Origin of the sequence: Streptomyces sp. NPDC052040 (assembly GCF_044548405.1) — a bacterium.
GTDB lineage: Bacteria > Actinomycetota > Actinomycetes > Streptomycetales > Streptomycetaceae > Streptomyces.
Window position 1 is genome coordinate 362,543 of record NZ_JBIUBV010000004.1, and the last position, 13,187, is coordinate 375,729.

12 protein-coding genes (1 of these 12 cut by a window edge) are annotated in these 13,187 nt (G+C 72.3%); 9 read left to right on the forward strand and 3 right to left on the reverse strand.

Annotated features, from left to right (window positions below; genetic code table 11):
- Positions 1 to 123: 123 nt before the first annotated feature.
- The 4 genes from ACIHAA_RS12415 to ACIHAA_RS12430 are packed head-to-tail and all read left to right on the forward strand — an operon-like array spanning position 124 to position 6,362.
- Positions 124 to 942, forward strand: coding sequence for a glycosyltransferase family 2 protein (locus ACIHAA_RS12415; protein WP_399816004.1), 819 nt, complete (start codon positions 124 to 126; stop codon positions 940 to 942).
- A complete protein-coding gene (locus ACIHAA_RS12420; RefSeq protein ID WP_399816006.1) occupies positions 939 to 1,931 on the forward strand; it encodes a glycosyltransferase in 993 nt (330 codons plus the stop codon). Before ACIHAA_RS12415 ends, ACIHAA_RS12420 begins: the two co-directional genes overlap by 4 nt.
- Complete coding sequence (locus ACIHAA_RS12425) at positions 1,928 to 2,728, forward strand: polysaccharide deacetylase family protein (RefSeq protein WP_399816008.1); 801 nt, start codon at positions 1,928 to 1,930, stop codon at positions 2,726 to 2,728. The genes ACIHAA_RS12420 and ACIHAA_RS12425 overlap by 4 nt, the downstream gene beginning before the upstream one ends.
- Complete coding sequence (locus ACIHAA_RS12430; protein ID WP_399816010.1) at positions 2,721 to 6,362, forward strand: lipopolysaccharide biosynthesis protein; 3,642 nt, start codon at positions 2,721 to 2,723, stop codon at positions 6,360 to 6,362. The genes ACIHAA_RS12425 and ACIHAA_RS12430 overlap by 8 nt, the downstream gene beginning before the upstream one ends.
- Before the next feature lie 33 nt (positions 6,363 to 6,395).
- On the opposite strand, the gene ACIHAA_RS12435 is transcribed toward ACIHAA_RS12430, so the two are convergent.
- Positions 6,396 to 7,817, reverse strand: a complete 1,422-nt coding sequence (locus tag ACIHAA_RS12435; protein ID WP_399816012.1) for a xylan 1,4-beta-xylosidase — start codon at positions 7,815 to 7,817, stop codon at positions 6,396 to 6,398.
- Between the two features lie 156 nt (positions 7,818 to 7,973).
- Here ACIHAA_RS12435 and ACIHAA_RS12440 point away from each other — a divergent pair, with 156 nt between their 5' ends.
- Positions 7,974 to 9,068, forward strand: coding sequence for a DUF5925 domain-containing protein (locus tag ACIHAA_RS12440; RefSeq protein WP_399816013.1), 1,095 nt, complete (start codon positions 7,974 to 7,976; stop codon positions 9,066 to 9,068).
- 37 nt (positions 9,069 to 9,105) lie between these two features.
- On the forward strand, positions 9,106 to 9,912 hold the full coding sequence (locus ACIHAA_RS12445) for a DUF72 domain-containing protein (RefSeq protein ID WP_399816015.1): 807 nt from the start codon (positions 9,106 to 9,108) through the stop codon (positions 9,910 to 9,912).
- On the opposite strand, the gene ACIHAA_RS12450 is transcribed toward ACIHAA_RS12445, so the two are convergent.
- The gene (locus ACIHAA_RS12450; protein ID WP_399816016.1) at positions 9,900 to 10,268 is read right to left on the reverse strand and encodes a GntR family transcriptional regulator; all 369 of its coding nucleotides are present in this window, start codon (positions 10,266 to 10,268) and stop codon (positions 9,900 to 9,902) included. The two genes, ACIHAA_RS12445 and ACIHAA_RS12450, sit on opposite strands and share 13 nt — an antisense overlap.
- 71 nt (positions 10,269 to 10,339) lie before the next feature.
- Between ACIHAA_RS12450 and ACIHAA_RS12455 the strand changes: the two genes are divergently transcribed.
- Together ACIHAA_RS12455 and ACIHAA_RS12460 are read left to right on the forward strand one after the other, a co-directional pair.
- Positions 10,340 to 10,846, forward strand: coding sequence for a DUF402 domain-containing protein (locus ACIHAA_RS12455; RefSeq protein WP_399816018.1), 507 nt, complete (start codon positions 10,340 to 10,342; stop codon positions 10,844 to 10,846).
- A gap of 260 nt (positions 10,847 to 11,106) precedes the next feature.
- Positions 11,107 to 11,241, forward strand: coding sequence for a hypothetical protein (locus ACIHAA_RS12460; protein ID WP_399816020.1), 135 nt, complete (start codon positions 11,107 to 11,109; stop codon positions 11,239 to 11,241).
- Positions 11,242 to 11,513: 272 nt separating this feature from the next.
- Here ACIHAA_RS12460 and ACIHAA_RS12465 read toward each other — a convergent pair whose 3' ends face one another.
- A complete protein-coding gene (locus ACIHAA_RS12465; protein ID WP_399816022.1) occupies positions 11,514 to 12,386 on the reverse strand; it encodes an esterase/lipase family protein in 873 nt (290 codons plus the stop codon).
- Positions 12,387 to 12,851: 465 nt separating this feature from the next.
- On the opposite strand from ACIHAA_RS12465, the gene ACIHAA_RS12470 reads away from it, so the two are divergent.
- On the forward strand, positions 12,852 to 13,187 hold the 5' portion of the coding sequence (locus ACIHAA_RS12470) for a hypothetical protein (RefSeq protein ID WP_399816024.1). Its footprint extends 384 nt past the window's final position; only the first 336 of its 720 coding nucleotides appear in the window; the start codon lies at positions 12,852 to 12,854; the stop codon falls past the right edge of the window.

Below are 13,187 nucleotides of genomic sequence, written 5' to 3' on the forward strand. Positions count from 1 at the left end.
GCTCACCCGGCAGGCACGGAGATCCATTTCGGCATGCCGTGAGTGAGAACCCCCCTTTCGAACCGGACAAAGATCCGGACCGTCCGGGGGTGGACGGTCCACCGGACGAGAGGGAACACACTCATGAGTTCTGCACTGCGCCCGGCGGTTTCGGGCCAAGATCCGTCCATGCCGGGAAAGTACCGGCCCATCTCCTCCCATCTGGCCATTGCACCGCCGGTGAGCGTGGTGATTCCCGCCATGAACGAGGCGGAGAATCTCCCCTATGTGTTCAAGACACTTCCCGACTGGATTCACGAAGTGGTCCTGGTCGACGGCAATTCCACCGATGACACGGTGGAGGTGGCCCGCGATCTGTGGCCCGGCGTGAAGGTGGTCGGGCAGCGGGGCAAGGGCAAGGGGGACGCCCTGATCACCGGGTTCGGGGCCTGCACCGGCGACATCATCGTGATGGTCGACGCGGACGGCTCCGCGGACGGCCAGGAGATCGTCAGCTATGTCTCCGCCCTGGTCTCCGGCGCCGACTTCGCGAAGGGCTCGCGCTTCGCCAACGGCGGCGGCACCTCGGACATGACACCGATCCGCAAGCTCGGCAACCGGGTGCTCTGCGCCATCGTCAACGCCAAGTTCGGCGCTCGCTACACCGATCTCTGCTACGGCTACAACGCGTTCTGGCGGCACTGCCTCGACGAGATCGACCTCGACTGCACGGGCTTCGAGGTCGAGACCCTGATGAACATCCGGGTGGTGAAGGCAGGTCTGAAGGTGCAGGAGATACCCAGCCACGAGTACCTCCGCATCCACGGCGCGAGCAATCTGCGCGCCGTACGGGACGGCCTCCGGGTACTGAAGGTGATCCTCAAGGAGCGCTCCAACCGGCGTGCGCTGCGCCGCCGCCCGCACGCCGTGGCACTCAACTCCGTGCGAGGAGAGGTGTCTTGAACGACCCGGACATCTCGGTGGTGATCTGCGTCTACACCGAGGACCGCTGGGAGGACATCCTCTCGGCGGTCGCCTCGGTGCGGGCGCAGTCGCTCCCGGCCCGCGAGACCCTGCTCGTCGTGGACCACAACGACGCCCTGCTGGACCGGCTGAGCCGGGAGTACAAGGAGACCGGGGAGGTCCGCGTGCTCGCCAACGCGGGCCCCCGCGGCCTGTCCGCCGGACGCAACACCGGGATCGCCGCCTCGCACGGGGAGGTCATCGCCTTCCTCGACGACGACGCGGTGGCCGAGCGGGACTGGCTGAAACACTTCGCCTCCGGGTACGAGGACCCGCGGGTGATGGCCGTCGGCGGCCGGACGGTGCCGCTGTGGGCCTCGGGCCGCCGGCCCGCCTGGTTCCCCGAGGAGTTCGACTGGGTGGTGGGCTGCACCTACAAGGGGCTGCCGCCCGGCCGGGTCCGGGTGCGCAACGTCCTCGGCGGCAACGCCTCCTTCCGCCGTACGGCCTTCGAGGCGGCGGGCGGCTTCGCCACCGGCATCGGGCGGGACGGCGACAAGCGCCCGCTGGGCTGCGAGGAGACGGAACTGTGCATCCGCCTCGCCCGGGCCCGGCCCGACGCGGTCCTGCTGATCGACGACCGGGCGGTCATCCACCACCGGGTGCCCGCCCCCCGGGAGCACTTCGCCTACTTCCGCACCCGCACCTACGCGGAGGGCCTCTCCAAGGCGCTCGTCGCCCGCAGCGTCGGCACGGCCAAGGGCCTGGAGACGGAGCGCCGCTACACCACCCGGGTGCTGCCCGCCGGAGTGTTCCGGGGGCTGCGCGACGCCCTGCTGGCCCGTCCCGGCGGGGCGGGCCGCGCGGGCGCGATCGTCGCCGGGGTCGTCTCGGCCGCGGGCGGCTATCTGCTCGGCAGCGTCCGGGCCCGCCGGGGCGGCACCGTGTTCCCGGCCGTGGAGATCCCCGGGCGGGGGGAGGCGCCATGAGCGGCCGACGCGTGCCCATCCTCATGTACCACTCGGTCGCGACCGCGCCCAACGCGGCGACCCGCGCCCTGTCGGTGGCACCCGCGGCGTTCGCGGAACAGATGGCGCTGCTCGCGGACCTGAGGTACACGCCCCTGACCACGGCCGAACTGGCCGCGGCCTGGCGGGAGGACCGTCCGCTGCCCGACCGGCCGGTCCTGGTCACCTTCGACGACGGCTACGAGGGGGTGCACCGGCACGCCCTGCCCGTACTCGCCGGGCACGGCTTCCCCTCCACCCTCTTCGTGTCCACCGGCTGGCTCAGGGGCGCCCACGACACCGGCGGCGGTCCCGACACCATGCTCGGCTGGGACCAGGTGCGCGACCTCGCGGCCGCCGGGACCGAGATCGGCGGTCACAGCCACACCCACCCGCAGCTGGACATCCTCGACGACGAGGCGCTCCGCTTCGAGCTGGCGCACTGCACGGAGGTCATCGGCGACGAACTGGGCGCCCGCCCGGTCTCGTTCGCCTACCCGTACGGCTACTCCAGCCGACGGGTGCGCCGTGCGGTGCGCGAGACGGGCTACCGCCAGTCGCTCGCCGTCGGCAACGCGCTCGCGCGGCGCCGCCAGGGCCCGTACGCGCTGCAACGGGTCACCGTGCGCCGCAGCACGGGCACCGAGGAGTTCGAACGGCTCGTCCAGGGCCGGGCGATCGCCCGCAACTTCGCCAGGGACCGCGTCCTGACCAAGGGGTACGCCGTGGTCCGAAGAGCACGACAGGCTTGCCGGAAGGCCATCCGTACCCGTGTCTGACACGACGACCACGACCCAGAAACCCGAGACCGGGACCGCACCCCCCGAACGCGCAGGCGGCCTGCGGCTGCGGCTGCCCCGAGGCGGCGGGGACGGCGGCGGCCAGCTGTTCCGCAACGCCTACGCGCTGATGCTCAACACCGGTATCTCCGCGGTGCTCGGCCTCGGCTACTGGCTGGTCGCGGCCCGCTACTACTCCGATGCCGCGGTGGGCCAGGGCTCGGCCGCGATCGCCGCGATGAAGCTCCTCGCCGGGCTCACCGCGGTCACCCTCACCGGCGCCCTGGCCCGCTTCATCCCGGTCTCGGGACGGGCCACCGGACGCCTCGTCCGCCGTACCTACGTGGGCAGTTCGATCGTGGTGGCACTGGCCGCCGGGGTCTTCCTGCTGACACTGAACGTGTGGGGGCGGTCGTACCGCTTTCTGCACGGACCCGCTCCCGCGCTGGTCTTCGTGGTGGCGGTCGTCGCCTGGAATCTGCTCACCCTCCAGGACGGGGTGCTGACCGGGCTGCGCAGCGCGCCCTGGGTGCCCGTGGGCAACACCGTCTTCTCCGCGGTGAAGCTGGTGCTGCTCATCGCCCTCGCGGCCGTCGTGCCCATGCTGGGCGTCTTCGTGTCCTGGGTCGCCGCCATCGCCACCTCCGTACTGCCGCTCGGCTGGCTGGTGTTCCGGCGGCTGGTGCCCCGGCACATCAAGGCGACCGAGGGCCATGCCGACCCGCCGTCGCTGCGGGAGATCGGCCGCTTCCTGGCGGGTGACTACACCGGCTCGCTGTTCTCGCTCGCGGTGGTCTACCTGGTGCCGGTGATCGTGGCCTCCCAGGTCAGCGCCGCGGACAACGCCTACTTCTACATCACCACCACCATCGGCGGCACCACCAATCTGCTCGCCATCAACATGGGTGCCTCACTCACCGTCGAGGGCTCGCACGACCCGGAGCGGCTCGCCGCCAACACCCGGGCGGCGCTGCGGCGGATGGCCCGGATCATGCTGCCGGTGTGCGGGCTGCTCTTCCTCGGCGCGCCGCTCATCCTGCGTGTCTTCGGCGAGGGCTACGCCCATGCGGCGACCCCGCTGCTGCGCTGGTTCGCGGTCGGGGCGCTGCTGCGGGTCGTCATGGAGACGTACTTCGCGGTGCTGCGCGCCCAGAGCCGCACGCTGGGACTCGCGTGGCTCCAGGGTCTGCTGTGCGTCCTGGTGCTCGGCCTGACCCTGCTGCTGCTGCCGCGTATGGGTCTCACCGGCGCCGGGGTCGCGGAGATCTCCAGCCTCACGGTGATCGTGGCGATCGCCGCACCGCGGCTGTACCGCGTCCTGCGCTCCGCGCCGTCCGCCGCCGCGCCGGAGGACATGGCGCCGGACGGTGACCTCGCCGACCTGGGGGCGCGCGAGGCCACCGCGCCGAGGGCCGTGCCGTCCTGGGCGAAGACGCTGGACGCCGACACGCTCGCGCTCGGCATCCATGTGGACTTCGACCATGTGGAGCGCAGGCCGGACGTCCGCCCCGGCCCCGGGACCCCGCCCACCGGAACCCCGGTGGTGCCCATGGACCAGGGCCCGCCGCCCGCGGCACCGCGAAGGGAGGCCCCGGACGGTCCGGAGGCCGGGGAGCGGACGCGGTCCGGGCCGCCCGCCGCCGTCCTCGGCGGTCTGCTGGTCCTCGCGCTGCTGCTGTACTGGCTGCCCGTGCTGGGCCTGGACGACGGCTCCCTCGCCCGGATGGGCGGCCTGGGGCTGGTCTCGGTCCTGCCGCTGCCGACCCTGGCCGGGGCCGCGCTGCTGGTCGTGGTCTTCGCCGGGCTGCTGTGGCGCGGCCGGGAGCACAAGGGCCTGCTGCTGGCCACCCTGCTCGCCACGGTGGTGTCGCTGCACGCCCTGCCCGCCGTGATCGAGACCGAACCGCGGTTCGCGACGGCCTGGCAGCACCTCGGTTTCCTCGACTACATCGACCGCACCGGGTCCGCCGTGCCGGACCTGGACGCGCGCTGGAGCTGGCCGGGCTTCTTCGCGGCGGCCGCCTTCACCGCGAAGGCCTGCGGGGTCTCCGACCTCACCGAGGTCATCCGCTGGTGGCCGACGGCGATCCAACTGCTCTATCTGGCACCGATGTTCCTGCTGGTGCGGGCGGTGCGAGCGAGCTGGCGCGCCAAGTGGACCGGCATCTGGTTCTTTGTGCTCTGCGGCTGGGTCGGCCAGGACTACTTCTCCCCGCAGGGCTTCACCTATCTGCTCTATCTGGCCTTTGTGGCGATCCTGCTGGTGTGGTTCCGCGCGCCCCGGATGATCCACGGCAGGGTCCGCCCCGGCGAGGCGGAGGCCGAGCCGGTGGACCGCGGGCAGCGCGCGGTGCTGCTGCTGGTGCTGATCGGCCTGTACGCGGCGAGCGTCCCGGCCCACCAGCTCACCCCCTTTGTGATGCTGGGCGTCCTCGCGGCCCTCGTCCTGGTCGGCCGCTCCGAACTGCGGGGACTGCCGGTCCTGTTCGCGGTGCTGGTGGCGTTCTGGGTCGGCTTCATGGCGGAGCCGTACTGGTCGGGCCACTTCGACGAGCTGTTCGGCGGGGTCGGCGGGGTCGGGAGCAATGTGTCGACCTCGGTCTCCGGCCGTATCCAGGGCGGCGACGCGACGCACCAACTGGTGCTCTACGCCCGTGTGCTGCTCGCCGGATCGCTGCTGGCCGCCGCCTGCTGGGGCTGGTGGCGGCGCCGCCGCAACGCCTATCACGACCGGTCGCTGCTGGTGCTGACCTTCGTACCGTTCCTGGGCTTCGGCATGCAGTCCTACGGCGGGGAGATGGCGCTGCGGGTCTTCATGTTCGCCGTGCCGGGTGCGGCCCTGCTGGCCGGGCTCGCCCTCTTCCCGCGCGGTGGAGCCGTGGCCGGGGAGCGGCAGCGGCAGAACCTCGCCCCGCTGGCCGCCCTGGTGGCGGGGCTGCTGCTGATGGGCGGGTTCCTGGTGGCCCGCTGGGGCAACGAGTCCTTCGAGCGGATCCGCCCGGGCGAGGTGGCGGCGATGGACTATGTCTACGCCCATGACGACCCGACCGTACGGCTGCTGTGGCTGAGCAATGACACCGTCAACAATGTGACACCGGCGATGCCGTGGGGCGCCCGGGACATGGAGAAGGTGCAGTATGTGCCGACTCTGGCGCCTGCCGATCCGGTCCTGGTGTCGGGCCTGGTCAAGGCGCTCAGGGAGGCGGGTCCGAACTCGTATCTCATGGTCAACGAGAGCCAGGTGACCTATCTCCGGATGGACGTGGGCTACCCGGCCGGCTGGGAGTCCCGGCTCGTCGGCAGTCTGGACGGCCGCCGCGAGCTGAAGAAGGTCCTGGTCAACGGCGATGTGACCATGTACGCGCTGCGCGAGCGGCCGCCGGGTCAGGTCGCCCGGCCGCATCCGGGTCCGATCGGTCCCCGGGTGACCTGGACGCCGTGGTCGGTGGTCGGGGGGCTCGCGGCCGTGGCGCTGGTCCTGATGCTGACGGCGCGGGAGGTGGCGCGGGTGGCGATGGCGCCGGGGGTGCGGCGCCTGCGCCTGCTCCAGAGCAGTTTCTGGTTCTCGCTGCCGCTGCTCGCCGTGCTGCTGGCCTCGCTGGTGCAGCGCTTCCTGACCATGGGCAAGGGCTGAGCGCGGGTCAACGGGCCTACGGGGTGGGCCGGTTCAGCGTCGGAGCCAGGTCACCCCGTAGGGCTTCAGGGTGAGCGGCCTGCCGTCGACCCGGGCGGTGACCGCGCGGTCGAGGGTGTTCACCACGAGGACGGTCGTGCCGGTGGCGAGGACGCGGAGCCGGGCGGCGTCCGCGCCAAAGACCGGCACCGTGCGATACCGGGTGCCCGGCCCGAACGCCGCGGAGAACCGGGAGACCAGGTCGTACATGGGCAGGGCCCGGCCGCCGTCCGCGCTGTCGGTGGGTGTCCACAGGCAGCCCGGGCAGCCGGGGCCCTGGCGCTCCTCCGGGTTCCAGTAGAAGCCCGAGGTGGCGCCCCCCTTGACCAGGGCGATCATCCCGGCGGCCTGGGCGGCGACCCGGTGGTCCTCGCTCCAGCCGTCCCGGTCGTCGCTGCCGTCGGCGGGCTCGACGTAGTACTCGGCCCACCACAGCGGCAGACCGCCGGTCTGCTTGCGCACCCACGCGCTGACGGCGGTGAACTTGTCGGTGGCGCCGAACTCGTCGGGCAGCAGGTCGTCGTCCTTGGTGTAGCTGGAGCCGTCGACGACGACGAAGTCGGCGCCCGCCCTGTGCCGGTTCCAGTAGTCGAAGGCGTCCAGCACCCGCTTGTCCATGGCGCCCCAGGGGCCCCGCAGTGCGGTGGACGCGTCCTCGTCCCCGCGGGGGCCGACGCTGTCCATGACGAGATAGGGGCCGCCCACCATGATCCTGCTGTCGACCCGTTTGAGTGCCCGGTAGACCAGGTTGTACAGCTTGGTGTAGCCCTCGTAGTCCCAGCGGCCCGCGGAGTCGTTCCAGAAACCCTTGAACTCGTTCCAGACGATGAAGTGGCGTACGTCCGGATAGCGGCGGGCCACGGTCGCGGCGAGGGCCGCGTAGTCCTGGTAGTGGTCGGGGGTGGGCGCGGTCTCCAGGGCGGCCTGGCTCCAGTCGGTGGCGCCGACCCCCGCCCGGCCGCCCTTCATCCAGTCCGGGGCGCAGCACAGGGTGATGACCGGGGTGCCGCCGCTCCGGCGGACGAAGTCGATCCGGCGGTCCAGGTCCCCGAAGTCGTAATGGCCCCGGACCGGCTCGGGATTGTCCGCGCCCCAGCCCATGATGTGCTGGTTCTGCGGCAGGCCGGTGCCGGAGAGCAGCCCCTCGACCCGCGCGGTCGCCGCGTCGGAGCCCTCGTCGGCGCTGTACTGGGTGTGGGTGAAGCCCCAGCCGACGTCCGGCCGCGGGGCCCCGGACGGGGTGGCGGGCGTGCCGTGCACGGAACCGCCGTCGGGTGTGGTGCCCCGGGTGCTGACACCGCCGCCGGGCAGGGTGCAGATCAGGGCCACCACCAGGGCGACCGCGGCCGCACCCGCGCCGATCAGCGCGGTGAGAAGCCGACGCCGTGCCCCCGTGTGCCGCTCTTGACGTCCCATCACGGGCCACAGTAACGGCCGGGCCCGGGCCGCGGGCGGGTTTCGCCGCCGAGGGTCCGGACGGCGTACGCACCGGGAGTGGGGCGCGCCTCCGACACACCCGGCGCACTCGGCAAACCCGGTGCGCGGAAGGGTCCCGTGACGGATCATGGCGGCATGTCCGCGAACCCACACGATGCTCTGCCGATCCGGCTCAATGTCGACGACAGCGACTCCCCCTCCGATGTCGTGGACGCGTTGTTCCTCGGCCGCTTCGCGACGGGCGAGCAGCCGTACTCGCACGCGGCGAACATCGACCGCGTACGCTCCGGGGCCACGCTGCTGCCCCCGGACGCGCGGGTGCTGCGCGTCGCCCGCGACGACGACCGCAGTGCGACCCTCGCGGAGGGCGACGGCTGGACCGTGCTGGTCTCCCGCTGGAACCGCGGCGCGGATGTCACGGTGACGGCCACCAGTGCCGAGCTGGCCGAACAGGTGCTGGGCCGGGCGACGGACGGCGCGGCCGACGAGCCGGAGCCGCAGCCGGAGAATGTGACGATGGGCTTCTGGTACGTGTCGCCGCGGCGCGGCCCGCACCGGACGACCCGCCAGATCTCGGCGGGCACCTGGGAGGAGGTCCGCCCGAACTACACGGCGCCGGTGGCCGATGCCATGGACCGGCTGATGAAGACGACTCCGGAGGACATCGCGGGCCGGCTGCTGCTGCTCCACGGGCCGCCGGGGACGGGCAAGACCTCGGCGCTGCGGACGCTGGCCCGCTCCTGGCGGGACTGGTGCCAGGTGGACTGCGTCCTGGACCCGGAGCGGCTCTTCAGCGATGTCGGCTATCTGATGGACATCGCGATCGGCGAGGAGGACGCCACGGGCAAGGGCCGCTGGCGGCTGCTCCTGCTGGAGGACTGCGACGAGCTGATCCGTGGCGAGGCACGGCACACCGCGGGCCAGGCGCTGTCCCGGCTGCTCAATCTGACGGACGGACTGCTGGGCCAGGGCAGGAACGTTCTGGTGGGCGTCACCACCAACGAGGACCTGGAGCGTCTGCACCCGGCCGTGGTGCGCCCCGGCCGCTGTCTGGCCCGTATCGAGGTGGGATCGCTGACCCGCGCGGAGGCCGTGGGCTGGCTCGGCCGGGAGGACGGGGTGGGCCGCGAGGGCGCGACCCTGGCGGAGCTGTACGCGCTGCGGCGCGGGACGTCTCCGGCGTCGGTGCCCGATCCCCGGGCGGGGGCGGACTCGGGGCTGTATCTGTAGCGTTCCGCACCGCCGCGGCCGGTGTTTTCATAGGGGTATGACCCTGTTCGTGGGGACGTCCGGATGGCAGTACCGGGACTGGCGCGCCGTCCTGTATCCGGAGGGTGTGCCCGTGCGGCGCTGGCTGGAGGAGTACGCGGCCCGGTTCGCCACGGTCGAGGTCAACAACGCCTTCTACCGGCTGCCGTCCCGGGAGACCTTCGGGAGCTGGCGGGAGCGGGTGCCGCCGGGGTTCGTGGTGGCGGTGAAGGCGAGCCGCTATCTGACCCACGTCAAGCGGCTGCGCGAGCCCGGGGAACCGGTGCGGCGTCTGATGGACCACGCGGCCGGTCTGGGCGACCGCCTCGGGCCGGTGCTCCTCCAGCTGCCGCCGACCCTGCGCGCCGACCCGGTCCTGCTCGACGACTGCCTGGCCTGCTTCCCGCCGGGCACCCGGGTCGCGGTCGAACCCCGCCACGACTCCTGGTGGACGCCCCGGGTGCGGGAGGTGCTCACGGCCCGGGGCGCGGCGCTGTGCTGGGCCGATGTGCTCTCCCGGCCGGTCACCCCGCTGTGGCGGACCGCCGACTGGGGCTATGTCCGCCTGCACGCGGGCCGCGCCGAGCCGTGGCCGCGCTACGGCCGCCGGGCGCTGGCGTCCTGGGCGGCCCGCATCGCCGGAGCCTGGCCCGCCTCGGGGGACGTCCATGTGTACTTCAACAACGACCCGCACGCGGCCGCGGTGCTGGATGCGACGGCCTTCGCGCGGGTGGCGACGGCGGCGGGCCTGCGGGTGACCCGCACACCGCGGAGCCTTCCGGCGGCGGCAGCGGGACCGGCCGGGCGGCGGACTCAGGACGCGTAGGCGGCCCGCAGGGCGTCCTGCACCGCGGACAGTGCCTCCTCCTCGGCCAGCCCCAGTCGGCGCACCCGCTCGGCGTAGGCGGACGCGGCGGCGGCCGCCTCCCGCTCCGCCGCCGAACCGGCGGCGGCCACAAAGGTCCCGTTGCGCCCCCGGGTCTCGATCACTCCGTCGGCCTCCAGCGTCCGGTAGGCCTTGGCGACCGTGTTCGCCGCGAGGCCGAGGGACTCGGCGAGACCCCGCACGGTGGGCAGCCGGTAGCCCACCGGCAGCACCCCCGACCGGGCCTGCTCGGAGATCTGCGCCCGGACCTGCTCGTACGGCGGTGCGCTTCCGCCAATCCTGATCTTCAAGGTCACGGCCCGATTCTCCCGCACCGGCCGGAAAAGGGGAGGCACCCCGGCATCCCGCCCGCGTACCGTGCTCCCCCGTGACACAGCACGCGGAGCCGACCAGGACCGGGGACCGGGTGGACGTCGTCCTGGTCAAGGCGGGTCGTACAAAGATCCGTTACCCGGCCGGACTGCTCCACGACGACGGCACCCGGATCACCGTGCGCGCCCCCTGGGCCGGCGAGGGCGTCCGGGACTTCGGCTTCGTCCGGTTCGAACCCGGCGATGTCTTCACCGAGCACTACTGGCGCGACCGCTGGTACGCGGTCAAGGAGGTGCGGGACCGGCGGGGCGCCCTGAAGGGCTGGTACTGCGACATCACCCGCCCGGCCGTCCGCTCCGGCTCCGAACTGGTCGTCGAGGACCTCGACCTGGACCTGTGGCGCTCCGCGGACGGGACGGCCGTGCTCCGCCTCGACGAGGACGAGTTCGCGGCGAGCGGTCTCGCGCGGACGGATCCGGCGGCCGCCGCGGCCGCCGTGCAGGCGCTGGACACCCTTGAACTCCTGGCGCTCGGCGACGATTTCGAGGCGCTCCTCGGCTGAGCCGGGGCCCTCACCGGGGTTCTGCGGCGAGGGCGCCGCCGCCCCGGCGCACCGATACTCCTGGGACCGTGGAGGTTTCGGGCGGCCGGTTCCTGGCCATGTTCCTGGGCACGTCCCTGGTCCTACCGCCAGGAGTGACAGCCACCGGGGACCGTCGATGGGTGACAGCCGCCACAGACAGAGCGGAATCGATGAGGAACCCTCACCGAAACGTCTACCTCCGCTTCCATGCGGAACCGGGTGGGCACTAGGAGGCAGCCATGCGCCGTGTGACCGTGCACAAGCCCCTGAAGAGGACCGACTCCCGCCGGGTGCGGGAGGAGAACGAAGACCGTCCCGCCGAGCGCCCGGAAATCCGCAAGGACATCGCCCGCCTCTGGTGGCCGGAGGCCTGAGCCCGCCCGCACCTGCCCGCCCGCACCTGCCTGTCCGGCTGCGGCGGCGGCTGCGACCCGCTTTCTGAGCGCAGCCTGAGGGCTCCCTTAACGCGACCATAAGAATCCCCTCCGCCCGCCGTCGACGGGCGGTCCCGCGCTGTCCTGCCGCTAGGTTGCCGGTCGTCCCGGAAAAATGTCGGGGCCTGTCCGGCGGCTCAGGTCGGACAGGCCCCGGGGACGGCCGTAGCGGCTGGGGACGGCTGCGGACGTCACACAGTGGTGGCCGGATGTCAGCTGAACGCCGATGCGCAGGTGGTGGGGGTGGCGTGTGACGGGTCGAGGGCGTTGGCCACCTCGTGGAAGGCGATCCGGTCGGTCAGCCCGATCAGCACATGCTCGGAGAGGTCGAGCCCGCACAGGTTCTGCAACAGCACATTGCGGACGTCGGGTCCGCTGAGGAACTGGGAGCTGTACGGGGTGACCACCTCGTCGTACTTGCTGGCGATGACCGTGTAGTGGACCCCGGGCACGGTGTCGCCGCCCTCGTTGAGCTTGGCCAGGAAGGCGGAACCGGCGATCTGGTCGGCGAGGCCGGGCGTGGACTTGGCGAGCAGGTCCGCGGCGCCGGGGAAGTAGGGCAGCAGATTGCTGAGTCCGTCCAGGGTGGTGCCGTGGTTGTCGGGCGCGATGCCGACCATGGCGTTCACCTTGGCCGCGCCGCCGAGGAACTTGAGGTAGTAACGGGGCATCATGCCGCCCTGCGAGTGCCCGACGATGTCGGCCTTGGCGGCGCCGGTCGCGCCGAGCACCTTGTCGACGAAGGTCTGGAGCTGCCCGGCGGAGTCGGCGACGGAGCCCAGTCCGTAGAAGAGGGGGACGCCCGGCAGCTGGCCGTAGTCGAGGGAGAAGACGCAGTAGCCGCGGCTCTCCAGATAGGGCGCCAGGGTCAGCCAGTTGTCCACGGAGTTCGCGAAGGTGCCGTGGACCAGGACGACGGGGCGGGGATGGGCGGCGGAGGGCTTGCAGGAGTAGTCGTTCCAACCGCTGCTCGGCGCGGCAGCCGGGCGGGCGGAGGCGGATGCGGAGGCGGCGGGGACGACGGCGACCGCGGTGGCCAGCAGCAGCGCCGCCAGCGGTCTGAGCGCTCTTTTCCAGGGCAGCATCGGGTGATCTCCTTGCGGCTCAAGGGAGGTGCGACGACAGGCCCTGTGATCCGGATCACGGGATGCTGTTTCACTCGTCAAGTTACGGACGAGTAGTGGAAGTGTGAAGTTACGCGTCAGTAAAAAATTCGGGAGTCGCCCGACGCCCGTCACGTTTCCTGGTAATGCCCCGAGCGTGTGTGACGATCCGTCACCCCGGGACCAGGGGTCACGGCATCACCTGACGCCACCCGACGCCCGACGCCACGTGGTGCCGGATGACACCACCTGGCACCAAGTGGCACCACAGGGCGCCACACAGCCCTTCTCCACACCCACGGAACCCACCAGCGCGCCAGATGTCACCGCAACACGAGGCGCCCATTTCCACGTTTCCGCAGCTCAAGAGCGCCACACCGACGCCTGACACCCCCAGGGCGCCATTCCTGCTTGCGCATAGCGCCATAGTGGTGCCATGATGGCGTCATGGACCTCACCCCGTATGTCGACACCCTCCGCCGTGAACTCGCGGTGGCCGCCGAGGCCGGCGGGGAGGATGCCCGCGAGCTGGCCGAGCGGCTCACCGCTCCGCTGGAGTCGGCGACCCGGCTGACCCTGCTCAATGTGCTCTCCGCCGCGATGGACGAGATCACCCGCGAACTCGCCCCCGGCTCGGTCGATGTACGGCTGCGCGGGCTGGACCCCGACTTCGTGGGGGGGCCCCCCCCCCCCCCCCGGGGGGCCCCCCCGGCCGGCCCCCCCCCCCGCGCACCACCCCCCCCCCCCCCCCCCCCCCCCCCCCCCCCCGGGGGGCCCCCCCCC

What these genes read in the sequence shown, in the direction of transcription:
- ACIHAA_RS12415 (WP_399816004.1), top strand. Translation starts at nt 124, where the DNA reads ATGAGTTCTGCACTGCGCCCGGCGGTTTCGGGCCAAGATCCGTCCATG.
- ACIHAA_RS12425 (WP_399816008.1), top strand. Translation starts at nt 1,928, where the DNA reads ATGAGCGGCCGACGCGTGCCCATCCTCATGTACCACTCGGTCGCGACC.
- ACIHAA_RS12435 (WP_399816012.1), bottom strand. Translation starts at nt 7,817, where the DNA reads ATGGGACGTCAAGAGCGGCACACGGGGGCACGGCGTCGGCTTCTCACC.
- ACIHAA_RS12440 (WP_399816013.1), top strand. Translation starts at nt 7,974, where the DNA reads ATGTCCGCGAACCCACACGATGCTCTGCCGATCCGGCTCAATGTCGAC.
- ACIHAA_RS12445 (WP_399816015.1), top strand. Translation starts at nt 9,106, where the DNA reads ATGACCCTGTTCGTGGGGACGTCCGGATGGCAGTACCGGGACTGGCGC.
- ACIHAA_RS12460 (WP_399816020.1), top strand. Translation starts at nt 11,107, where the DNA reads ATGCGCCGTGTGACCGTGCACAAGCCCCTGAAGAGGACCGACTCCCGC.
- ACIHAA_RS12465 (WP_399816022.1), bottom strand. Translation starts at nt 12,386, where the DNA reads ATGCTGCCCTGGAAAAGAGCGCTCAGACCGCTGGCGGCGCTGCTGCTG.